The organism is Microcystis wesenbergii NRERC-220, from assembly GCF_032027425.1.
Taxonomy (GTDB): domain Bacteria; phylum Cyanobacteriota; class Cyanobacteriia; order Cyanobacteriales; family Microcystaceae; genus Microcystis; species Microcystis wesenbergii_A.
The window spans coordinates 1,971,451-1,995,000 of record NZ_JAVSJA010000001.1 but is presented as its reverse complement, the minus strand read 5'-3'; the positions used below and the strand labels follow the sequence as shown (position 1 = coordinate 1,995,000).

Annotated in this window: 17 protein-coding genes, 2 rRNA genes and 4 pseudogenes (1 of these 23 only partly in view); 11 read left to right on the top strand and 12 right to left on the bottom strand. The window is 41.7% G+C overall.

The features are described from left to right. A 23S ribosomal RNA gene (locus RAM70_RS09685) occupies positions 1–2,206 on the top strand (it extends 694 nt beyond the left edge of the window). A gap of 55 nt (positions 2,207–2,261) precedes the next feature. Then, positions 2,262–2,379: ribosomal RNA gene (rrf, locus tag RAM70_RS09680) — 5S ribosomal RNA — on the top strand. Positions 2,380–3,088: 709 nt separating this feature from the next. Here the strand turns inward: rrf and RAM70_RS09675 are convergent. The 5 genes from RAM70_RS09675 to RAM70_RS09655 all read right to left on the bottom strand — a co-directional run bounded on the left by RAM70_RS09675 (position 3,089) and on the right by RAM70_RS09655 (position 11,652). Then, positions 3,089–4,027 carry a hypothetical protein gene (locus RAM70_RS09675; RefSeq protein ID WP_312673482.1) on the bottom strand — a complete coding sequence of 313 codons (939 nt, stop codon included), beginning with the start codon at positions 4,025–4,027 and terminating at the stop codon, positions 3,089–3,091. A gap of 22 nt (positions 4,028–4,049) precedes the next feature. Beyond that, complete coding sequence (locus RAM70_RS09670) at positions 4,050–5,066, bottom strand: IS4 family transposase (protein WP_288016859.1); 1,017 nt, start codon at positions 5,064–5,066, stop codon at positions 4,050–4,052. 73 nt (positions 5,067–5,139) lie between these two features. Then, complete coding sequence (locus tag RAM70_RS09665; RefSeq protein WP_312673480.1) at positions 5,140–6,153, bottom strand: hypothetical protein; 1,014 nt, start codon at positions 6,151–6,153, stop codon at positions 5,140–5,142. Between the two features lie 22 nt (positions 6,154–6,175). Continuing rightward, on the bottom strand, positions 6,176–10,492 hold the full coding sequence (locus RAM70_RS09660; RefSeq protein ID WP_312673478.1) for a DUF6603 domain-containing protein: 4,317 nt from the start codon (positions 10,490–10,492) through the stop codon (positions 6,176–6,178). Positions 10,493–10,530: 38 nt separating this feature from the next. Continuing rightward, complete coding sequence (locus RAM70_RS09655) at positions 10,531–11,652, bottom strand: ComEC/Rec2 family competence protein (protein WP_072024805.1); 1,122 nt, start codon at positions 11,650–11,652, stop codon at positions 10,531–10,533. A 205-nt stretch (positions 11,653–11,857) separates the two neighbouring features. Between RAM70_RS09655 and RAM70_RS09650 the strand changes: the two genes are divergently transcribed. Next, a complete protein-coding gene (locus RAM70_RS09650; RefSeq protein ID WP_287999792.1) occupies positions 11,858–13,039 on the top strand; it encodes a transposase in 1,182 nt (393 codons plus the stop codon). A 37-nt stretch (positions 13,040–13,076) separates the two neighbouring features. On the opposite strand, the gene RAM70_RS09645 is transcribed toward RAM70_RS09650, so the two are convergent. After that, positions 13,077–13,244, bottom strand: a complete 168-nt coding sequence (locus tag RAM70_RS09645; protein WP_312673476.1) for a hypothetical protein — start codon at positions 13,242–13,244, stop codon at positions 13,077–13,079. A 606-nt stretch (positions 13,245–13,850) separates the two neighbouring features. On the opposite strand from RAM70_RS09645, the gene RAM70_RS09640 reads away from it, so the two are divergent. The 3 genes and pseudogenes from RAM70_RS09640 to RAM70_RS09630 form a co-directional block, all read left to right on the top strand. Next, on the top strand, positions 13,851–14,303 hold the full coding sequence (locus RAM70_RS09640; protein ID WP_045358596.1) for a DUF29 domain-containing protein: 453 nt from the start codon (positions 13,851–13,853) through the stop codon (positions 14,301–14,303). A gap of 98 nt (positions 14,304–14,401) precedes the next feature. Next, positions 14,402–14,842, top strand: a complete 441-nt coding sequence (locus RAM70_RS09635; protein ID WP_312672026.1) for an IS630 transposase-related protein — start codon at positions 14,402–14,404, stop codon at positions 14,840–14,842. Then, a pseudogene (locus tag RAM70_RS09630) lies at positions 14,788–15,273 on the top strand (IS630 family transposase); the annotation flags it as partial. The gene RAM70_RS09635 and the pseudogene RAM70_RS09630, both read left to right, overlap by 55 nt. A 125-nt stretch (positions 15,274–15,398) precedes the next feature. On the opposite strand, the gene larC reads toward RAM70_RS09630, so the two are convergent. After that, complete coding sequence (gene larC, locus RAM70_RS09625) at positions 15,399–16,655, bottom strand: nickel pincer cofactor biosynthesis protein LarC (RefSeq protein WP_072024806.1); 1,257 nt, start codon at positions 16,653–16,655, stop codon at positions 15,399–15,401. On the opposite strand from larC, the gene RAM70_RS09620 reads away from it, so the two are divergent. Both RAM70_RS09620 and RAM70_RS09615 read left to right on the top strand, forming a co-directional pair. Continuing rightward, the gene (locus RAM70_RS09620) at positions 16,632–17,273 is read left to right on the top strand and encodes an L-threonylcarbamoyladenylate synthase (RefSeq protein WP_045358598.1); all 642 of its coding nucleotides are present in this window, start codon (positions 16,632–16,634) and stop codon (positions 17,271–17,273) included. The two genes, larC and RAM70_RS09620, sit on opposite strands and share 24 nt — an antisense overlap. A 278-nt stretch (positions 17,274–17,551) precedes the next feature. After that, on the top strand, positions 17,552–17,962 hold the full coding sequence (locus tag RAM70_RS09615) for an Hsp20/alpha crystallin family protein (RefSeq protein WP_045358599.1): 411 nt from the start codon (positions 17,552–17,554) through the stop codon (positions 17,960–17,962). A 58-nt stretch (positions 17,963–18,020) separates the two neighbouring features. On the opposite strand, the gene hpf is transcribed toward RAM70_RS09615, so the two are convergent. Beyond that, entirely contained in the window at positions 18,021–18,620 is a 600-nt protein-coding gene (hpf, locus tag RAM70_RS09610; protein WP_045358600.1) for a ribosome hibernation-promoting factor, HPF/YfiA family, read from the bottom strand. 486 nt (positions 18,621–19,106) lie between these two features. On the opposite strand from hpf, the pseudogene RAM70_RS09605 reads away from it, so the two are divergent. After that, a pseudogene (locus RAM70_RS09605) lies at positions 19,107–19,311 on the top strand (lipoyl(octanoyl) transferase LipB); the annotation flags it as partial. A 297-nt stretch (positions 19,312–19,608) separates the two neighbouring features. On the opposite strand, the gene RAM70_RS09600 reads toward RAM70_RS09605, so the two are convergent. Beyond that, positions 19,609–19,977, bottom strand: a complete 369-nt coding sequence (locus RAM70_RS09600; RefSeq protein WP_238567785.1) for a S8/S53 family peptidase — start codon at positions 19,975–19,977, stop codon at positions 19,609–19,611. Between the two features lie 67 nt (positions 19,978–20,044). On the opposite strand from RAM70_RS09600, the pseudogene RAM70_RS09595 reads away from it, so the two are divergent. Continuing rightward, positions 20,045–20,617, top strand: a pseudogene (locus RAM70_RS09595) (Uma2 family endonuclease); the annotation flags it as partial. 69 nt (positions 20,618–20,686) lie between these two features. Here RAM70_RS09595 and RAM70_RS09590 read toward each other — a convergent pair. Together RAM70_RS09590 and RAM70_RS09585 are read right to left on the bottom strand one after the other, a co-directional pair. Beyond that, positions 20,687–20,989, bottom strand: a complete 303-nt coding sequence (locus tag RAM70_RS09590) for a transposase family protein (RefSeq protein WP_312675872.1) — start codon at positions 20,987–20,989, stop codon at positions 20,687–20,689. Between the two features lie 37 nt (positions 20,990–21,026). Further along, entirely contained in the window at positions 21,027–21,518 is a 492-nt protein-coding gene (locus RAM70_RS09585; protein WP_312673442.1) for a helix-turn-helix domain-containing protein, read from the bottom strand. 376 nt (positions 21,519–21,894) lie between these two features. On the opposite strand from RAM70_RS09585, the pseudogene RAM70_RS09580 reads away from it, so the two are divergent. Further along, positions 21,895–21,993, top strand: a pseudogene (locus tag RAM70_RS09580) (transposase); the annotation flags it as partial. A 201-nt stretch (positions 21,994–22,194) separates the two neighbouring features. Here the strand turns inward: RAM70_RS09580 and RAM70_RS09575 are convergent. Continuing rightward, a complete protein-coding gene (locus tag RAM70_RS09575) occupies positions 22,195–22,809 on the bottom strand; it encodes an RRXRR domain-containing protein (protein ID WP_052426697.1) in 615 nt (204 codons plus the stop codon). Between the last annotated feature and the right edge of the window lie 741 nt (positions 22,810–23,550).

The following is a 23,550-nucleotide window of genomic DNA, read 5'->3' as shown; positions in this document are numbered from 1 at the left end:
CCGAACCCGGGTGATCTAACCATGGCCAGGATGAAGCTTGGGTAAAACCAAGTGGAGGTCCGAACCGACTAATGTTGAAAAATTAGCGGATGAGCTGTGGTTAGGGGTGAAATGCCAATCGAACTCGGAGCTAGCTGGTTCTCCCCGAAATGTGTTGAGGCGCAGCGGTAGTGGAAGTTTAGTCGGGGTAAAGCACTGTTTCGCCGCGGGCTGGGAGACCGGTACCAAGGCGAGGCAAACTCTGAATACGGCTAAAAAAACTACCAGTGAGACGGTGGGGGATAAGCTTCATCGTCAAGAGGGAAACAGCCCAGACCACCAGCTAAGGTCCCCAAATGATAACTAAGTGAGAAAGGAGGTGGGAGTGCATTGACAACCAGGAGGTTTGCCTAGAAGCAGCAATCCTTAAAAGAGTGCGTAATAGCTCACTGGTCAAGCGCTCCTGCGCCGAAAATGAACGGGGCTAAGTTATCTACCGAAGCTGTGGACAGTGAGCGTAGGCGAACTGTGGTAGGGGAGCGTTCTATAGGGGGTGAAGCAGTAGCGGCAAGCAGCTGTGGACTCTATAGAAGTGAGAATGTCGGCTTAAGTAGCGAAAATGTGGGTGAGAATCCCACACCCCGAAACCCCAAGGTTTCCTCCGCAAGGCTCGTCCGCGGAGGGTCAGTCAGGACCTAAGGCGAGGCTGAAAAGCGTAGTCGATGGACAACGGGTTAACATTCCCGTACCGATTAATGATTGTGCCGGAGAACGGAGAAGGTCAACGTCAGCTGGATGTTGGTTACCAGTGCAAGCAGTCGAGGCGATGAGAGGTGGTGAAAACACCTGGAGCTAAGACGCGAGTCCCACCTCCCACGGGAGGGAAGTGGCGCTGATCAAGCTTCCTAGAAAAGCCCGAACCACGTTAATCATTAATTGCCTGTACCCGAAACCGACACAGGTGGGGAAGTAGAGAATACTAAGGGGCGCGAGATAACTCTCTCTAAGGAACTCGGCAAAATGACCCCGTAACTTCGGGAGAAGGGGTACCCTCGCAAGAGGGTCGCAGTGAATAGGCCCAGGCGACTGTTTACCAAAAACACAGGTCTCCGCCAAGTCGTAAGACGCAGTATGGAGGCTGACGCCTGCCCAGTGCCGGAAGGTTAAGGAAGTTGGTCAGGACTGAGCTTGTCGAAGTCTAAAGCTGACGACCGAAGCCCCGGTGAACGGCGGCCGTAACTATAACGGTCCTAAGGTAGCGAAATTCCTTGTCGGGTAAGTTCCGACCCGCACGAAAGGCGTAACGATCTGGGCACTGTCTCGGAGAGAGACTCGGCGAAATAGGATTGTCTGTGAAGATACGGACTACCTGCACCTGGACAGAAAGACCCTATGAAGCTTTACTGTAGCCTGGAATTGGCTTCGGGCTTCGCTTGCGCAGGATAGGTGGGAAGCTTTGAAACTCTCCTCGTGGGGAGAGTGGAGCTAACGGTGAGATACCACTCTGGCGAGGCTAGAATTCTAACCCTGACCCCTGATCGGGGCGGGAGACAGTTTCAGGTGGGCAGTTTGACTGGGGCGGTCGCCTCCTAAAAGGTAACGGAGGCGCGCAAAGGTTCCCTCGGTCCCGTTGGAAATGGGACGATAGAGTGCAAAAGCAGAAGGGAGCTTGACTGTGAGACCCACAAGTCGAACAGGGACGAAAGTCGGCTTTAGTGATCCGACGGCACCGCGTGGAAGGGCCGTCGCTCAACGGATAAAAGTTACTCTAGGGATAACAGGCTGATCTCCCCCAAGAGTTCACATCGACGGGGAGGTTTGGCACCTCGATGTCGGCTCATCGCAACCTGGGGCTGAAGTCGGTCCCAAGGGTTGGGCTGTTCGCCCATTAAAGCGGTACGTGAGCTGGGTTCAGAACGTCGTGAGACAGTTCGGTCCATATCCGGTGTAGGCGTAAGAGCATTGCGAGGAGCCTTCCTTAGTACGAGAGGACCGGGAAGGACGCACCGCTGGTGTACCTGTTATCGTGCCAACGGTAAACGCAGGGTAGCCATGTGCGGAGCGGATAACCGCTGAAAGCATCTAAGTGGGAAGCCCACCTCCAGATGATTGCTCTCATGGCATTAAGCCAGTAAGGTCTCGGGTAGACTACCCGTTGATAGGCTCTAGATGGAAGCTCGGTAACGAGTGCAGTCGAGGAGTACTAACCGACCGAGGGCTTGACCTGATTCTTCTTTCACCACTTTTTTCCTAGCTTTTGCAGTCTTGAGGGTTCTACCCTTCCTGGTGTCTTTAACGTGATGGCACCACTCCGATTCCATCCCGAACTCGGTTGTGAAACTTCACCGTGGCCAAGATACTTGTCGGGTTGCCGACTGGGACAATAGCTCGATGCCAGGATTATTCTTTCCTACCCCTCAATCTCACCAGATTGGGGGGTTTGGCTTTTAGGCTAATTATAATACCAATTCCAAAATCTGAAACCGGTTCTCAAAGGGGCAAAACTGTCAATGAATGACTGAAGGCATTCCCAATCACTTTTTGGAAAACCATGTTCCAAGAGCCCAAACGCAATCCCGAAGCTCCACCTTTTCGCCGCAGTCGAATTTGGTAAGCTAAGACGCATTTAAAGCGCTTATTCTTAAGATTAGCCGAATCTCCCCCAATCCCTTTACTGTTGCCTCTTGCCTCTTGCCTCTTGCCTCGTCTCAACAAGCAATTTAAATGCGCGGGCAGCTTATTAAACATTTGCCATCAATCTTCAGGGGGAGCATCCCACTTGTGCAATAAGTATAAATGCTTAAGCGACCAACGAAGCTACGCCTGGGGCTATAGCACCATTGAGATAAGCACAACGGAGCTTTAAATATTGTGGCACATTTTCCGCTTTCCACTGCGCTCCTACAATTTTCATCCGAGAGCTAATCTGCTTAATCGTTGACTCGACACTGCCTGAGCCGATACAGATTCCCAATTCCTGATCCAAACCGTAATCAGGTTAAATTAAAAATGGATTTTAGGTTCGATCCCCCCTGCCCCCCTTGATAAGGGGGGTGCCGATAGGCGGGGGGATCTGATAATTTTTAACGCCTACCTACTTAATAGGTTTTTAAGAACCAATAAATCTCACTTTTTCTACTCCTTCAATCATCTCTAAAGCCAATTGTGCAGAGGTAAATGAGCTACTATTGTCCACTTGTTCTTTAATCCTGTCAGTAAGTGAATTGATATCTATAACTCTTTTTTCTGAATCTTTCCAAGGAATATTATCAACCTTTTTGTCAATTTGCTGACCATCTAAGTTTTTTAATTTTTTGTAAAAGGTTTTATTCTCATCATCCGAGTCTAGTCCAAAATGTAAGGTTTCTGGTTTTTGGTGAATATCTACCGTTTTGATCTCCCCCTTAAATAAACAAATCAAAACATTAGCGGAAAGACGTTCCATCCGTAGTAATTCAATCTTTTTTGTATCATCTTCATTATAACCATCAACGAGTAAACTTGGCCAACCTGACACCACATCTGAACGGAGTAAGAAACCAGTTACTATGGGGTAATTGTTAACAGCAGGATTTGTTTTATTTTCTTGATCGTGTTTATGATCTGATGTAGTTACTCGACCAATACTAAATGCTCCATCTAATAAGCATTCTATCCAAAGGGAATCAAGATAGAAGAAACGAATTGATTCTACAGGTAACATAAGTTCATCGGGAACGAGATAATTAAAGGGTACACCTTTAAGAAGACTTAAATCTTCAAACCAATTATAAATACTCTCAGGAAGTTCTGTATTAGGTTGATTGTAAACGGGTAAATGAGTTTCGATATTTTGTATATTTTGTCTATGAGTGCGTTTCCAATTATAGAGACTAACGGATAAATTTTTACTCTGTAAAGCGAGTAATCTTCCTAATTCCCAAGCAGCAGAGTATGAAACATCAAACATACCATTATCAGGATTATATATGATTAATTCATCTGCGGTACGAATGGGTAAGGTGCAGAAACGTTGAATCCTGTAATAAAACTTTACATTGACAAGCATAATACCCCTATAACATCAAATTTTAAATTGAATAGACAATCCTCCGGAACCAGTGTACATAGCTAATATGTTGACACATGAAACTCTGTAAATAGCGCAGTTTGTCTAATAAGCTTTTCCCAAATCCTTCTTCAATATCTATTAGCTGTAGAATCAGATAAGCGATAATGCAACTATAGATCTGTAGGCGGATTCCGTTCTCGTTTTTAGTGATTAGATTATCCAACTTTAGATGCATTTTTAAAAATTTCCACAGCAGTTCTATTTGCCATCTTTGGATGTAAATTTCGGCAACTTCTTCATTACTAACTGCTCCTTCTCCTTCTAGAGGTAAATCTGTCGCCAGCCGAAATTCTGTTTGACTTTCTAGGTCGCAAAAAGCGACTACTCTTACTTCTATTTGTCTTTTATCTTTTCCGAGTTTACACTTGCCATTTTCGAGCATCTCTAGGCTAATATTATTTTTCACTCTCAAGACAAAATGCTTGTCACTACTCTCTAATAATTCGGTGATTCTTTGATTAGACGCAAATCCTCTATCCATTGCTCCAACTCCATTTACAGGAATTGCTTCTATCGTTTTTCCTCCTTCTTTTGAGTCATGACCTTGACCAAAATGGATGAGTATTCCGACCACCTCTGTTGTGATACTATTAAGACCAGAGAATAGTTTTACTTGATGCCATCCCTGGGACCATAGTAATTTACTGGTTAAGCTAATTATTGTTGAGTCAATAGGAAATAAAGCTCGCGCATTCTCTATTCCTTTTTTGGCAACTAAACGCTTATTTAATTCGACAATGACTTTCTCAAATGGACTTGTTTCTCTAATTTTGCTTGCCTTAGAAAATGTGGATAAATTTACATTAATTCCTTGAAGTACCATTCTACTGCATAAGTCCCTCATACTGACGATGCTTTTATCTAAAGCAAAACCAATCCAACAGGACAAAAATGTAAAAGTATCTAAAGCGGGGTAGTCATTTTTAGGCAGTGGTTTGAGAAGCTCTTTTATGAGTTTTGAAAAATTCGTCATCAGGGCAAACTCCCTATTGTGAGGGGAATAAGTTGTCTAGATTCTATCTATAATAGCATTTTTTTTCTGACTTTTCTCAACGTTCAACACTTCTGGGTAAGGTGATGTTATTGTTAGGGTTGTTTCCTGTGATTAAAGGACTATGATACCAAGAGAAGGTTTTCCCTCCTTGTCGTAAAAAATGGGGTAAGGGAACATAACCCATAGATAGATATTTTTCCGCTTCAGTATTATTAACTTGAGGCAATCTTAGGGTACTAGGTTCTCGGTTAAGATTGGTCAAAAGTCCTTGAAAACTTTGCTTTTCATCAACACAAGAAAAATTCCAACTTTTTAGACTAACTAAACGAATATTATCATTATCTCTTGCTCCCTGAAAATCAAACCCATTATTATTATAACGTCCTTCTAAAGAAACCAGATGGACGATACTTCTGCCGTTTTTTTTGGGGAGTCTATTACAAATAATAACGGCTAATTCATCGCCGATTAATTTTCCTTGCTCATCTGTTCCTTGACGAACATGAGCAAGATAAGTTAAGTCTTCTTTAGTGGGTAAAATTTTTTCTAATAACTGTTTCTGGACATCAATAATTATTACTTTATCGTCTTCATGTTGTCCACTTTCTAGGCTAAAATTAGGAAATTTAGCAGTATAAATATTAATATCTTTTAAGGTTTCTAGGGTAATAATTTTGGATTCGGGGTTTTCTGTTTCTTCAAATAATAATAAAGCTAACCAAGCAGTATCATTATTATTACTAACAGATTGACGTTCCCAAGGTAAGGTACTACGGTTTAGGATAATATGGGGTAAAACATTGGAATGTTCTCCTAAGCTACCATCAGGGGGAAATACAGCGTGGATGTCTGTAGGTTTTAATTCAAAGCGTTCTCCTGATACAGTAAAACGAATAGGTTTAGTTTTCTGGTTTGTTGTAATATCTGTTGTAAAAGTAGTTCTAGGTATTTTTGCTCCACTTTCTATGGTTTGTGTAACAGTAATTTCATAGTCACCATCTTTTAAAGCTGGTTGATGATACTGAATAAATTCAATTTTAGTGGGTTCAGTTGTGGTGGTTTCTGGCATTTTTGACTCCTTTAAATAATAATTAATTAACTAAAACCCCAATTTTAGGTGAACCTAATAAATTGTCGGCAATTGTTGCACTGAGATCAATTTTTTCACTGTTTAAATTTAGTGCTTTTAGTAAATTTTCTCTAGAGTTTTTGACTGCGTTATCTACAATAGTGCTACTAATGTCTTTAGTGGTTTCCTCCTGAAAAGTGCTAATTGTTCGCCAATGATAAGCATTATTAATTGAAGTAGTGCTAAATTGTAATTCACTGCGATTAATGGCTTGGGTTGCACCTGGTTCTGGTTGTTTTTTAGGTTTAATTTCTAATCCAGATAGGGTATTTTCAATAAATTGATTACCATTCAAACTAGGGGTTAAAGATTCGCCCCAAAGTGCGACGGGAACTTTTTTAAATAGGGGACTACAAGCAAAATCTTCGTCAAATTCTGCTGAACTTAGAGACTTGCCATCTCTCGTTACACTAATCGTTAAGGTTGAGGTTAATTGACCAGGAGTGACCGCCATGGGGCCAATGCCAAATTGGGTATTAATTCCCTGAGTATTAAGATTAACATGACAAGTTTTAATGGGAATTACTGAATTAGTGACTAAGCATAAATCTTTGGGATTAATGATCCCTAAATCTGTTTTATCATCTTGATTAACTTTTCTGACTAAACCCTCTTTAACGGCAATGGTACAAATAGCATCAGCAGCAGGGAGAAAAGAGGTTTTAAACTCATTCCAGTCAATGGCTGTGGGTGCTTGCGAGGCACTGCTACCAAAGCTCACATCAAAAGAAATAATCCAAAGATGAATATGGGCAATACCTGTAAATTCGGGTCCCCAGATGTGTAAATCTGCCCCTAATTGAACAGTAATATGCTGAGTCCCGAAAAATTGGAAAGTATAGGATACTCCCATATCAACATAGATAGAAATATCGTAGTGATAGGGTTTCCAAGACATGAGAAAGTCTGCCCCGGCGTTAAACCAAGCACTCAGAGGACCACTATTCCAAGTGGCTTGGAGGTGTCCCCCTGCCATAATAGCGGAGGGAGTTAGAGCAAAATAAGCATCGGCTTTGAGGAAAAGTTCTGGGCTAACTTGCCAATTAAGCCCAAGGCGAGGAACTTTCGGATAATGGTCTGGGACTTTAAAGAGGGGATGATAACCCCCTAAAGTGAGGACAAAATCCCCCTCATGGACGTTAGGGGCAAACCAGCCATAAAAGGCAAAACCTCCGGTGAGATGACAAGCTTGGGAAAGGATATAAGAGTTAGGAGTCAGTTGGGCAATAATACCGAGGAAACCTTCGGCGGGCAGGAAACTGGCTTTGAGGGCAAGTTGTACCTCGGCAACAGGGGTTACGTCTGCGCCTACGTTTGCAGGGGCGATGAGGGTGGCTAAACCCAAGATATTCAGTTCAAAGCGGTTGCCAAAGGCGATGGTAAGCAGAACAAAGGCATCAATGGTTTTGAAGGAGTTGAATTTAACGCCAATGGCGAGGAATATTTGCCCAGTTTCGGGGGGGATATAGTCTCGGAGTTTGGTTAGTTCTCCTGTGAGTCGGGCGGCTTGGTCTGAGTTAGAACCCTCAGCCGGAGGAGGGTTAACCGCTTCGGCGACGAGGGGGAAGGTGGCAACTTGGTCAATGGTGGGGACTTTGAGGGCGCGGTTATAGCCAAAGCCGGCGGCTAACCCGGTGACGAAGAAGAAGGAGGGTCCACCGATGGGGTAGTCGAGGAGGGCGTAGATAAAGAGGGAGGGATGTCCTTCAAAATAAGCATAGGACCCAATGGCGGAAAGTTTGAGGGCTTTGCCTTTGACGTTAAATTTGATAACGGCGGCACCGTCGTATTCGTCTATGCCGTTTCGGGTAGTTCTGAGGAATGCGCCTCCTATTTCTAGGGTGTCGCTGCCTTTGTAGTCGATGCCGATGCCTTTAAGGTCAAATTTGGGGTCAAATTGATTGAGGGGGGAGTTAACGCCAAGTCCATCGAGGGAGAGGGAAAGTCCAGCTAGGTTAAGACTAGCATCTAATAAAACCCAGATTTTTGAGTCTTGGTATTTCAGACCAATTCTTTGAAAGTGGACGGGACCCAAGCTTTTTTGCAGTGTAAACCATTTGGTACTATCACTAATTGGGGTGGGAATAGAGGAAGGGGTGACGACTGGGGGAGAAAGGTTATTATCCCGTGGGGGGGTTGTTCCTTCTATTTGACCCGTCTGTTTATTGATGGTGATGGGGAGTTCTAATTGTTGGATTTCGCTTCCGAATTGAAGCGAGGGGATAAGGTCGAGACGTTGGTTAATATCGGTGGTGGGTAGTTTAATGCCTCCGTCGGTGTATAAAGTGTTTAAGGTTTGTAGTTCTGGGGCTGTAAAATTCGCTTTAGTTACTAAGACTTGTAGGGAAATTTTCAGGGTTTCATTGGGAGGAAATTCCCGTCCAACTAAGGGCAGGTTAGAGAGGTTAATGCCACCATCAATATTTAAACCGAAGAGAAAATTAGTTAAGGTTTGTTGTTTAGAATAGGCAAATAAAGCATCTTTTAGTCTGATTTCTAGTCCTTCTGGTATATCCTCTTTTAACTGAGAATCAATATAACCAATTAGGTCTTTAACTTTTACCGTCTGGTCATCATGGTAAGCAGCGAGGAATTTGGTAGAGGTTTGGTCAGTATCGAAAATGAGGGCAAATTTTAAGCTACCAATGGTGATATGCCCATCAAAGTGTTTTTTATAGGAAAGATCTAATTGTCGGAGAATATTAATATTGACCGTAATATCTATATTTTGATGATCAATAGGAAATTGAGACTCACAGGTAAAGGTAAAATCTTTAGTTTTTGTGTTAAATGATACTCCAATATTTTCAATAATTAAGTCTGATACAGATGAAGGTAGGGTTGTATCAGTACCAAATTTTCTAGCTAACTCGTTAATCAGTCTTCCTAAATGAATTTCGTTTCCTGTTGCTGTTTTACCTTCAAATTGCCAGCCATTACCCCTATTTTCTGGAGATTTAGCAATGATAAAAACACTAACATCTACAACCATCAAACTAGCTGTGATTGAACCAGAAATACTATTACCTGATTTCGTTAATTCTAATTCAAGTTCAGCAATTGCTATTGAACTACTAGCAATTTTAAAATCCCAAACATCTTGAATAATTGTATGAATACTATATAAACTTTCACTGGGATAAGCAGTCAAACTCAATTCTGTAATATCTAGTTCAGGAAAATCGTCTGCTTTAGCAAAATAATGCTCAATAAGAGCCTTCAAGCTAATGTTACTATTGCGATCTAAAGAACCAGCAAATTGAAAGTCAGGTAATTGTGTATAAAGATTTATTCTAGCACCGAGAAATGTAATACTGCTGAGTAGTGATACATAAATGATTTTCTTTAAATTGAGATCAAAAGCAATAGTAATATCATCAATAGATATTGCTCCTAGATCAAGATTATTGAGTCCATTCTCGACCGAGTTTTTCAGGGAATCTTTGCCAATAAAATGTGCTAAATCCAATAAGCCAGGCAAAACATTTCCTTGATTAGGAATAATCGTTATTATCCATAAGTTCCCATCTTGAAAAGGGATACTAATTTGATAATCTTGCCCTATATTGAGAGTTGCATAAATATTTCCTCCAAATACTAAAGAAAGTTCATTCCCTATAAAATTGTATTTGGATTGAATAACTATACCCATATTTTTCAGGGTAATTATTTCTGGGATAACTTCCCAATCCTTAGTAGATGTCTCACTATTGATATTAATTAATGTAGGAAGTTCATTTTTAAAACCAAACTCTAGACTTAAATCTTTAATCAAAACAGAGTTAAATAATTCTTCTCCAAGTGGTATAAAATTAACCAAATGAGAATTAGTTGAAAAATCGGCAATTTCTTGAATTTGAAATGTTTGTAATGATTGTTGAGCAAGAGAAAATTCTAAGTTAGAATTTTCTTTCAAATCACCAACAATAATAATATTTTTTTGGTTAATACTGATTTGCCCAGTAATCCCTAGTTTTGCACTTAAAGGGGTATTGGGCTGAATTTCAGTAAAGATTAATGATAGATTTATATTGCTCAGTTGTTTTTTATTTAATCCTTTAACTCCCCATTTTTCCTGAATGTCTCCTATGACAGTTAATTGTTTATCGGCTAGTAAAATCTTGACATTATTAATGAGTAATTGTTGTTGAGGTAGAGTCTCTAAAAAATCAATTAAATTGCCCGAATCAAGTAAAGATTTTATGAGTAAAAGGCTCCCTTGCGATATAGCATCGGTTAGGTTTTTGTTGAGTTGATTCAGTGTTAAAAAATCTGCCATCAGTTTTAAGCTCCAAATTGTATAGTTATAATTTTTTATTAATGAACTCTAGACTGAGCCACAGGACCGGCATCTTGCCAATGAACGGTAAAATTGTTATTACTTGTAGCACTGTTGTTCGACTGTTGGTGAGAGACTGTTATTTTTAAATGCTTACCTCCTACAGGTCCATCAGGATACCCTGGAACCTCGGCAATATTAGCATTGAGAACAGCAGCAGCAGGACGACTAACAGTGGCGCCCAAATCGCTTTCTCCAGTTAAATAATAGTTTAATAACCCATTGACCATTCCGTTATGAACGGAGATAGCTTCTATTGCATTAATTCCCGCTTGATGGGGATGTCCAAATTGATTTTGAGGACCATTAGAAATAAAAACTGCACAAGGTTTCAATCGGTTAATAAATGCTGGCGAAGTTGAGGTGGCAGCACCATGATGACTTAATTTGAGAGCATGAACACGTCCTGCAAAATCGTTGGTAGGGTTCAGGATTGTGTCAAGTGCATTTTCCTGATCCTGTTCCGCATCTCCTCCAATAAAATATTTAAAGTTATTGAACTGCACCAAAAAAATCAGACTTTTTTTATTTTTGCGGCTCTCGTCTGTGCCTCCTATCGCACCAACTAAAGCCGCGTTTCCTTGGCGATATTGATTAGCAGCAATACATCTAATGGTAGGTGCACCAGGGGGGATTAACGCATTTCGATTGATATCGATGGGATTTCCATTGACATCCCAACTACCGTGGTTTCGCTGAGGAGGAGGAAAGATAACTCCTCCTGCATTATAATTGCCATTTGGATCATAATTTCTCTCTATATCATACCGATTGGCCCCTATCCACAATATCTCTTTTCCTATTAACCAGTTAGGCGGTTGCCAATTGGCATTTCCTCCAGCCGTATTGTTAGAATCTACAAAAGCAGTAACTCTCTTTCTATTTCCACGAGAATATATAGAATTACGATAGAGGATATATGGGTTTTCTCTATTGGGTCTGTGGTCCAATCTCTCATCATAGGGACCGAGATTAAATGCCGGAATATTCCCAGGTTCTCCTTGGTCAAAGATAAAAGTGTTGTCATACACATTACTATTCCTTAAAAGCAATGCACGTAACCCATTAAAATGATCTGCGTCATAATGGGTTGCTACCATGACATCTAATTGCTGAATTTGTGCCGTGTTAGTCAGATATTCATGAACAGTAGGGGAATGATTAAAACGACCTCCATCGATTAATGCCGATCTAACAGTTATGGGACTGACTGACGGACACAAGTGGGTCAAAACCTGACAAGACAAGGGTTGCCAAAAAGAAAAATATCTGGGTAGATAGGGAAAAAGCAAGAATCCCTACAAGATGAAAACCGAGAACAGAATCTTCTCCCAAGTTTATTCCTATCTAGAACAAGGAAGCCGATTTGTGGATAAAAGACATTTAACCGTCCTCAGTTGGATGGTGACAGCCCTACTCAGTAGTCAAAGTCTCAATCAAGCCAGATGGGAACCCTTTGTACAAAGCAGAGCCGAACAAGCCAATAGTTATCAGAGACGGTGGAATCGCTTTTGCCAGAATGGAAGAGTAGCGGTGGAAAAGATATACATCCCCTTAATATTGAAAGCCATCGAGACTTGGAAGGAGAAGGGGGAAAGACTTTATCTAGCAATAGATACCACTCTGTTGTGGAATCAATACTGCTTTGTCTATCTAGCGGTGGTCTGCGGGGGGAGAGCCGTCCCCTTGATGTGGATGGGATTAGAACATGGTAGTGCCAGCCTAGCTTTTGAGAAATACGAACCCTTGTTGGACAGAGCCAAAGGCTATCTTCAGGGCTTTGAGAATGTCATGCTGTTAGCCGACCGAGGCTTTGCCAATCAGCAATTAATTCAATGGCTCAGGAAAAATACTTGGCATTGGTGTCTTCGCTTACCTTGCGATACCCTCATTTACGGTGTTCGCCGTCGGGGTTTTGGCTATGAGGTCAGAGAACTCTATCCTCCCAAACGGCAAGCCTGCTTTTATCGCAACGTTCAAGTCTGGCAGGAGGCTAGAATCACTGCTCATCTTGCTTTAGCCTCTGTTCCAGGGGTTAAGGATAATTGGGCAATTCTGAGCCATGAACCTCCTACCCTTGACACCTTCTGGCAGTATGGTCTTCGTTTTCCCATTGAACATCTCTTTCTCGACAGTAAATCGGGCGTTTTTGACGGGGAACATTCTCGTGTTCGCTCTGCTGCTTGTTTAGAACGTCTCTATCTCATTGTTGCCATTTCTATTCTCTTTGCTACTTTAACTGGCATGGCGGTTCAACAATCTGGCTCTCGCCGTCAGGTTGATGCTCATTTTCGGCGTGGTTTGAGTTATTTGAAAATTGGTTTACGTTGGCTGGCGGGAGTTGTTCATAAGGCGCGTCCCTTCTTGCGACTTGACCACTTATTTTCTGTTGACCCTTTTCCCTGTTTTGCTTCTCGCAAAGCTCGTCAGGATTATTATGGCAAAATTACCTTTTCTTTTATTCAGGAGTTTGAGGCTTTCACATAACAGTACTTGTCTTTGTATTGAAAAATGTGTCCGTCAGTCAGGAAACAATCTCCTCGCTGATATGAGCAATATTCGGATTTACGTCTCTTTTTCTATTAAAATAAGGAACTATGCTCAAATCTGCCATCGCCTCTACAACTAGGCGCTCTCTTTTCAGATAGAGAGCATCCAAATGAATAGGAATCATTAAAATACTATTGACCATGTTCTCATTAGGATTACAAGCATTTATTGTTGCTCTGATTCTAATATTTTAAGGGTAGCATCCCACTTTTTCAATAAGCAATTGTACTTAGATGCGAAATACTTATATGGCAAGCCTTTTCGGGAGTTCATAGATTTTCAACGGTTCTTTAAATTGTGTGATTGGAACCAGAATCGTTACTACAAAAGCCTTCTTACCCTTCTGAGCATTTGTACTTATTACATAATTGGGATGCTCCCAATTCTAAGGAAGCATCTCATTTATGCAAGTGAGTGATTATACTTGTCTCTAAAACTGGTTTCTAGCAAGGCTTTCAAAATAGCTTGACATAAAACCTGATTTAGGGGTTACAAAGTTGAGATGCTGCCAATCAGATTGATTTTTTCGGGTGCATCTCACCTTGGCAGAAATACCGACAATCAGCAATTATCAGTCACTCTTAAACTGCTATAAATGTATGACAACCGCGTGTAAGCATCCCACCGAAAAGCTAATGTGCGGGGGGGGTTGGAGGGTTCTACCCCCCAAGAGCCAAGATTGAGTGATAAAATCGCAAGTAACGACCAATTTTGGCAGAGAGTTTCCCTTTAAAAATCCCACCTCAACATGAAAAATCAATTATCTCAGCTTTATGAAACTGATTTTAATTTGTGGCTTGAGCAAACCGTAAACCACTTAAAAAAGGGCAATTTACAGGCCCTTGATTTAGATAACTTAATCGAAGAAATATCCGATATGGGACGTAATAATAGACGGGAGGTATTCGGCCGTTTAAAAGTTCTCTTGATGCACTTACTTAAATGGCAATATCAACCGGAAAAACGGACTAATAGCTGGATAAATACCATTGATGAGCAAAGAGAACAATTAGAGCTTATTTTCAGGGATAGTCCTAGCTTAAAACCCTATTTAGCCGATATTTTCGCAGAATGTTATCAAAAAGCAGTGCGAGGGACGGTAAATGAAACTAATTTACCAAAAGAAACTTTTCCGGTTGATTGTCCTTTTACCCAGGAACAGGTTTTAAATTGGGATTATTTTCCTGAAAATAGCTTTTGAACAATGGATATAAGTACCTAAGCAAAATTAATTACACATATAGCAAAGAGCGGGATAGTTAGGACATAATAGAGAAAAAGAAATGAGGAGAAGCTTTCATGGCAGCACCCTATAGTGATGATTTAAGACAGAAAGCAGTGAGTGCCGTAGAGCGAGGGGAGAAAAAAAGCCATGTCTGTCGCACCCTCAATATTAGTCGTAATACATTAGACCTATGGCTGAAACGGAAGAAACAAACTGGGACGGTGGCCGCTAAAACTAACTATCGTCGAGGGCCGAAGCCCAAAATTGACGATTTAGAAGCCTTTCAAAAGTTGGCCGAACAATATGGGCATTTGACCCAAGAAAAAATGGCGCAAAAATGGGCTAACCCAGTCAGTAGGATGAGAATTGGTCAAGCGCTCAAAAGAATTGGATTTACTAGAAAAAAAAAACTTATGGCTACAGAGAAAGAGATGAAGAAGCCCGAAAAGAGTTTCTCCAAAAAATCAGAGGTTATGCCCCGGAAAGATTTGTCTATATTGATGAAGCTGGAATAGATAACACCATCGATTATCCTTATGGATATTGTCACAAATCAGAAAGATTTGAGGCTTTAAAGTTAGGTCACTGTAGCGAACGAGTTAGTGTGATCAGCGGTTGGTGGCGTGGTTCCACGATCGCGCCAATGGTGTTTGAGGGGTACTGTAATACAGAGTTGGTGTGTGAGTGGATAGAACAATTGCTATTACCCGAACTACTACCCGGTCAAATTATCATCATTGATAACGCCAGTTTTCATCCCAAAGAGAGAATCAAAAAATTGTTAGCTAAAGCGGGATGTGAAGTGCTATTTTTACCCGCCTATTCTCCAGACCTCAACAAAATTGAAAAGTTCTGGGCTAGATTGAAAAACTATGTTAGTCAGATTATCAATGATAGTGAAAACCTTGTGGATGCTGTGAGTAAAGCCTTCAGGCATCTGTCCTAACTAACTCGTTCTATGCCATATCTAACTACCTTTTGCATGAGTGCCTTTTGCATGAGTGCCTATCCTAACCAAGAAGTTAATTTTGTCCTATTACTTAGCAGTTTTATGATAAAATTGCCCTGCTGTCAAGACTGATTTTTTTCTTGCCAAATAGTTAAAGCCATTTGATGAACAGATCGCCAAGGTAGATGATGCTGACGGGCAATTGCGGCACAATCTTCGTATTCTGGTTGTACGGTAATCGGTTGATTAATTGACTCTTTGTAGGCAACTTTTAGCCGAATTTTACCATAGACAGTATCGATCGATTGTATCTCTCTTTTTAAGATCGATCGCTCTTGAATCGTCCTTCTAATGCCTAAAGTTGTGGTTTCCTGAAAGATCATATTTTCACAAATAGCAATTTTATCCAAGCCACAAATTACTGTCAAGAGTATCCCTAAACGAGATTTTTTCATAGTAATTGCTTGACTAAATACATCTAAAGCCCCTGCTTGTAATAAAGCCTCGCTTAAGTAGGCGATCGCTTGCGGATTTAAGTCATCAATTTGAGTTTCTAAAACTGCCACGGTTTCGCTTTCATCTAGCTTTTCCGGTGTTTTTTTCCCTAACCAAAGCCGGACAAGATTGGGAATCGGTAAATCTTTTGTACCTGCCCCTAAACCGACCTTTTCTAACTGCATTTTCGGCGGTTTACCGAAACTTTTAGCTAAAGTTGTCACAATAGCTGCCCCCGTGGGTGTTACTAACTCCGCTGCGATGCCATTACTATAAATTGGTACTTGTCGCTGACTAAACAATTGTACTACTGCTGGCACAGGAACCGGTAAACGACCATGGGCGGCCTGAACTGTACCGCCGCCGGTGGGTAGGGAAGAACAGTATAATTCACTCACCGATAGCCAATCCAAACCCAAACAAGTCCCGACGATATCAATAATGGCATCGGTTGCCCCGACTTCGTGAAAATGCACCTTTTCCGGTGCGATCCCGTGAACGGCTCCCTCTGCGATCGCAAGTTGTTGAAAAACCGCTAAACTCCATTCTTGGACTTTCTGGGGTAAATTTGCCTGTTTAATTAAATTTTCAATCTCTGGTAAATGACGAGCGGGGGTATGATGATGATGGTGGTGATGATCAGCGGACTTCTCGGCAGTGACATCGACGTGAACCTTAGTAGCAATTTGACCGCGACGATGCACTTTTTCGGCCCTTAACTGATATTCATTCTCAATTCCTAAAGTTTTTAGTTGTGCAATCAGGTATTCTAAGGGGACTCCTAAATCTACTAATGCCCCTAAACACATATCCCCGGCGATTCCCGTGGGACAATCCCAATAGGCGACGATTTTGCTATCATGGCTACTATTTACTCTCTCCATCCCGAAAATCCCCAGCAACGTTCTATCCAAGAAATCTGTCATGCCCTTAAAAATGGGGCAATTATGCTTTATCCTACCGATACTGTCTATGCGATCGGTTGCGATCTCAATGTGAAATCCGCCGTCGAACGAGTTCGCCAAATCAAGCAACTATCTAATGATAAACCCTTGACGTTTCTCTGTTCTTCTTTGTCGAATATTTCCGAGTACGCAGTGGTCAGCGATTATGCTTATAAGATTATGCGACGAGTCATACCCGGTCCCTACACTTTTCTCTTACCGGCGACTAAATTAGTGCCGAAAGTGGTGATGAATCCGAAGCGGAAAACCACCGGTATCCGGGTTCCCGATCACGTTATCTGTCGCACTATTCTCGAAACCCTAGAAAATCCCATTATCTCTAGTTCTGCCCATCTTCCCGATCAGGAGGGGGATTTTCCCACCAAGGGATTAGAATCCGCTAGGCTATTCGATGCCCTCGATCATATAGTTGATTTAATTATCGAAGATGGTTCGGCTCCCGGTTCGGAAGTGTCAACAATTGTTGATTTTACCGGCGATCAACCGGAGATTGTGCGTCAGGGTTTGGGTTGGCTGGAATTACAACAATGGTTATAACAAAGGCAGGGGGCAGCAGGCAGGAGGCAAAAGGCAAAAGGCAAAAGGCAAAAGGCAAAAGGCAAAAGGCAAAAGGCAAAAGGCAAAAGGCAGCTTTATTCTCCCATCTCCCCACACCCCACACCCCACACCCCACACCCCACTGATAACTGATAACTGATAACTGTATCGGTTATTGCGACTTTTTGTTTCCTGAAAACCGCCTTGTGTAAGTCAAGTTAGTTGCTTAAGATAGAGACAATCGCAGTCAGAGAAAACCTCTCAAGGAAATTATTACTATGGCTTTCACTCTTTATTCTCCCTTCCTGGAAATTAATTCTGTCCAACGTCAAATCGATCAACTTTTTCAAGAAGTATTACCGACAACTTCATTGGTGTCTCGTCCCCCAGTGGAAATCTCCGTTAACGAGGATTCCGTGGAATTAAAAATCGAATTACCCGGTATGGATATTAAAGATATCGATGTGGAGGTTAGCAAGCAAATGGTGGCTATTAATGGGCAACGTGAATGCGCTGCCGAGGTAAAAAACAGCGAATTTTATTATGGTAAATTTAGTCGCTTGATTACCCTGCCAGTAGAGGTGCAAAATAGCCAAGTTACCGCTAACTATCAAGACGGTATTCTTTATCTCACCCTCCCGAAAGCGGCGACAGAAAAAAATAAAGTGGTTAAAGTTAATCTTGGTTAGATGAGAAAAAGACTGGAGAATTTCTCCAGTCTTTGGTTTTATTTGTAGTTCCCAAATGTTAATGGGGTTCTTTGCCATTTAGGTTGACGGGACGGGGCTGAATAACACCAAAACCGCCGTGATTGCGTTGATAGATAACGTTGATTTCGTTAGTGTCTTTGTTGCAGAACATAAAGAAATCGTGATCAACTAATTGCAATTGTGTTAGCGCTTCCTCAATAGTCATCGGTGGCATGGCAAAGTATTTCATCCGCACTACTTCCGCGGGTAATTCGGGAGTGCGATCACCAATTAGGCTATCATCTAAGGGTTTCTCTTGCACCACCTCGCTAGTTTTAACGGTGGCGTTGGTGCGATGATCCACCAATCTTTCTTTATACTTGCGGAGTTGACGAGCGATTTTATCAGAAACTAAATCAATACTCGCGTATAAATTTTCGCTTCCTTCTTGAGCGCGAATCACTGTTCCATTAGCATAAACCGTTACCTCCGCTTTGTGGCGATCGGGAATGCGTGCATTCTTTTCCACGGAGAGGTGAACATCGACCTTTGTGGTTATGCCGTTAAAATGTTTCACCGCTTTCTCCAGCTTTTGTTCCACATAATCATGAATAGGTTCGGTGACAGCGATATTATTGCCCTGAATCAATAGCTTCATACTCACTACTCCATCTAAAAATTTTGCTATGGACTGCCCACATCAACTATTTTTAAGGGATGTTGATGCCAGGAATTTAATCCTCAAAAAAACTGCTCGATCACGCTGTTGATTGAAAGTCAATTAGAGGTCACAGTCTAGATATTGTCGGTGTTCTCGTTCTCTTTTTTTTGTCGGATCGCGCGGAAAATTCATCGGGTCGAGCGCCTATTTGCAACTGGATTTATCTACCTCTATTCTAACAAGTTTCTCTAAACCTTCTCTTAACAGAAATGCGAAGTTCTGTTAACTTTCATTTAAAGAAACTGATTTTTGCCGCCAGCAAGGGAATCCAGTGATTGTTTCTCCTGTGGGACGGTTAACCTCGGAATAGATGGGATAACCCTAGATTAGCACTTAGTATTCTCCCCAACATCTATATCTTCCCTTCTTTTAATTTTCCTTTGCGCTCCTTCACATTTCTTAAATAATTTGACAAATCTCGCAATAAATGCTCAAAAAATACCTCGTCTCTGTGGGCTAAAAATTCGGGCAATTACTCCCTATGCTCTCGTGGCCACAGCGATCGCTGGTGGCGGCGAGAATTGCTAATCCCGACTTACCCGATATCCTGTTACTACTGGAACATCCCCCCGTTTATACTCTCGCCACTGACTCAGATGTTAAGTTTGTTAAATTTAATCTTGACAAATTTCCAGCACGATTAAGAGCGATCGCTTGTTGCTTTTTTCCATAGACTTCTTACATAATTAATTTTTGAGAGTTCAAAAATGGGAAAAATAAGCATGAAGTTGCAAAAAATCTCTAAATAGACTCTTTAATTGATTATTGTTTATTCTTAATTCTCCTGACTACTGACTACTGGCGACCGACTCCTCGAATAATATTCACTCCCTGTTCAATGGCGGTACTAATAGCACGGGATAAATTCAGGGGATTAATGAAATCATCATTACCGTAGGCAATAGGAATATTAATTACAGTGGCGTTAGAAGCAATTCCTTCTACGGGTGGGTGAATCAGGTTGACCGCAAATAGTGCTGATAATATGATTCGCATGGAAGCGTAAATAGAGACTAGCCCGAATGTTTTCATCTGGGATTGCTGCCTCTATCATTCCCCCTTTGTCTTCATCACTTTTACCGCTACTTTCTATCTCTAAAAAAGCTTGTAAGTGTTGGGGATCGATCAGAAATTCTTCCGCCCAATAGGGATGAAGACGGGTAATATTTGCTCCTTGAAAACAGGCTCGCTCTAAGTCAATCGGTCGATCAAGAACGGCGATTTTGATGCGTGGATCGCCTTTGGTCTGGGAGCGGAGAGCAGTCATTCTGGGGATAGCATTGAGATCGGGCATAGTTTTTACAGATTTTCAAGAACAGTTATAGAATAAAAGTTAGATAACAAAAATAGGGGAATTAAAGATGAGTTCAATGATCCAAGCGGTACAAGCCTCAACCACAATTCAGGAACCTTCGACCACGGTGTATTGCGCTTCCCATTTACCTGATCAAACCCAACTCCCCGATCAAGATGGAAGTTTTGTGAAAAACTATCAAGAGCCTCCCCAAGCAGACCTTTTAACGGATACTATTACACCCCTTTTAGAACAATTACATCCTGATGGTAATTACTGTCTGGGTCGAGATTGTGGGATTTATTGGCGATTGCCAGAGCATCCAGAATCTCTAGAAAAGGGTGCTGTTGCTCCCGATTGGTTTTATGTTCCCCATGTCCCCACGACTATTGATGGTCAAGTTCGCCGTTCCTTTGTGATGTGGAAAGAAACCATTGAACCGGTCATTGCCTTAGAATTTGTCTCGGGCAATGGTGAAGAAGAACGGGATAAAACGCCTGTTAAGGGTAAATTTTGGCTCTATGAGCGAGCGATTCAAATTCCTTTTTATGGAATTTATGAAGTTAACAAGGCCCAGATCGAGATGTACCAGTTAGTTAATGGTCGTTACCAAAAAATGACTCCTAATCAGCGCGGTCATTAGACTTGTTGCTCCCATAAGAAAAAGCCGAATGAATTGTTTTGTGAGAAGTTCAGCTGGCTTCTCCTTTTAATTAATGCTTATGCTGCCGCACCCATAAAAATTCCATAATCCACAAGCCGTTAAGATTAATTGAGCATCAAAATTAGCTACACGATTCCTATAAATATCGGAAACTGCACGGTATCTTTTCACCCCAGAAAAAGCATTTTCACCCACAACTCTTTCTTTGGCTAGTTCTCGATTTTCTTGTTTTTGTTCTGCTGTTAACTCTCCTCCCTTCGGTTTTTTGTGGGGCAAACGGATATTTACATACTGTTTTTGCACTCCCTGAAATCCTGAATCAACCAAGACTGGGATTTGAGCAGGGATGCCGCCAATTAAGTCTTCTTGTTCTTGTATCTTTTTATCATGGGTTTTTCCGCGCTTTCCTAGGGGTTAACAGCAAAATCCTCTTGTCTTCTGCACTAGCTGCTAGGTTTTTTCGGGTGCATCGCTTTTTCTTTCCTGAGTAGTTCTCTTTCTGTTTTTCCGCGTCTTTGGGACGAGCTATCGGTATGAAGGTCCGAGGGACTATCACTTCTTTCACCTCTGGAAAATGTTGGATAAATTCCTCGAGCCTCTCGATTTTTCTAAGGGGCAGTACCTTTTTTTCTCCTAAAACCTTTTCTAAAATTGGTTGTAGGCGATGTACCCATCTATTCGCTTGTGAGCGGTCAAAATCGAACCATACTGCCGCCAAGTCAAAGGTTGGATAGCACTTGAAGTAAAACAGGATATAGAATAATTTCTCTTTGATGCTTTGCAATCTAGCTTTCCTGCCAGCTCCGATTTTTCTTTTTCTTGCCTTTTCCCTGTTGTCTGCTTCCGCCAAATACACCTGTTCAAATTTCTCTAACAAGGTCTCAAACGCTCTTCTATTGAGTCCTGTGGTCGCTCTCAAGAGTCTATCTTGATGCAATATTCGGCCAATGTTCAGCATTCAAGGGGATATCCAATCATTGTTTCTTCCCCATTATGCCACTATTACGCAACAAGTCTTTTTATCTCAAATGTCGGGGTGAAGACCGTTCGGCTGAGCTCACGGCCGAAGCCCTCGCGCTTAGCGCGACGGGATGGAACCCAGACCAATATACAACAGCACTTCGACACATTTCGACAGGCTCAATGTAAAAGCTCAGTGGCCACACTTCGACAGAGCTTCGGTGGCCACTAAAATCTTGACAATCTATGCTGTATAGGTTAATACAAAATAAGTTGTTTGAGGTCGATAAACAATGATTATCCTAGAAATGAAAGCAGTGGTCAAACCAAGTCAGTGTTCTGCCATAGATGAAGCTATTCGTACAGTACAATTCATCCGTAATAAGGCTTTAAGCTGACAGGGGGACAAGAGAGCTGAAAATCTTGTGTAGCCCAAGATACAGAACATCGACTCCAAAAAAAGATAGGTCATATATAGTAAATATGACCTAGAGAACAAAAATGATAACGCGATGTGCAACTAAAAACGACAGAATCAGGGTTCCAGAGGATACTTTATCTCTGCTAATTTCTGAAAGCCTTGTAAATCAAGACTAAAAATATAGTTGCACATCGCGTAATGATAAGTGAATTATACCAGAAAGTGTTAGAAAATGAACTGGGGCGAGCCAGATATCTACTGTTGTTAATGATAGTTGTAACCTTGCAAATATTGAAGCAAGCCAAGTTAGAGATATTAGCTGAAGCACTACCAAGGGGGTAATTGGGCAGAGTGCCATGAACCGCTTAATCCAAGTGCGGGTCGTCTCTAGGCGATAGCTCAGGCTAGGGGGTAGCCAGCCATCGGGTTTTTGGCGGTTAAACCTTTTCTTACGGTAACGAACGTTCCGAGAACGAAGACTGCTTCGGAAACCTGCTCGTTTAGCTAAGGATTCTTTGATTTCAAAGCCTCGATGCTTTAATTCCATGGGAAAGATAATATCTTCTCCGCATTGGATAGCAAAGTCTGTCCAGACGGCTCCTGGGTCGATTTTGAGAATGTATTCCTTGGTATTAGGGCTGTCTATGCCCTGGTGATGAACGATAGCATAAGGATAAGTGCGAAAGGTAGCAGCCTTCCCTTTGGCTTGGAGTTTTCTCCCTCTAGCTGGATGGATCATGTCTAAAGGGCGTTTGTTGGCATCGAGTTGGAACACGTAATTTGGCATTTCTGCTACTCCATTTCTGGGTTAGGTTGGCTTCGACAGCTTAAGGGCTTGTTGATAGCTTTTGGTGTTCCACCTGCTAATGGGCGATGTTCCTTGACCGACGCTTGAGACTAGCTAATCTCATTGGGTCGTGACCCTTAAGCGGCTACATCTAATGATGTGATCTGGCGTGAGAACATAACAGAATTATTCCGTTATGCACCGGATTGCTCCGATTTAGCGCTCACTCTCGATCAGGGGCTGTAAATTGATATCCATCTTGTCTGATTTAGGATAGCGGAATTATTAAAAATTATTAAGTATTATTAAGAGTTATTCTCTGGTAAATATGCAGGATACCTCACCAATCTTAATTGTAGAGTTTTTTGGCTTTTATGGGTTAAGCTAAGACGCATCTTAACCGCCTATCCTTAGATTAGCTGAATCTCGCCCACCCCCCTTGCCTCTTGCCTCTTGCCTCGTCTCAACAAGCAATTTAAATGCGCGGGCAGCTTAATAACTTCAGACTCTGACTTTTTTCCTTGATTGAAAGAAATAGGGGTTTCTCGTTATCCGCAATATTTTTTAAAATTTATGGTCAATTCTTAATAAAAAAATTACAGAAAAGTTCTATCTATAAGTCTAAGTTTGCCATTTTTTGATAGTGATCGCTCTTGCCAAGCTTCTATAATAGTCTTCTAGAGGCTAATAGATAGAAACTCGCTGTTTATTCAAGCAAGAAAATTTAGAAAGAAGATAGGA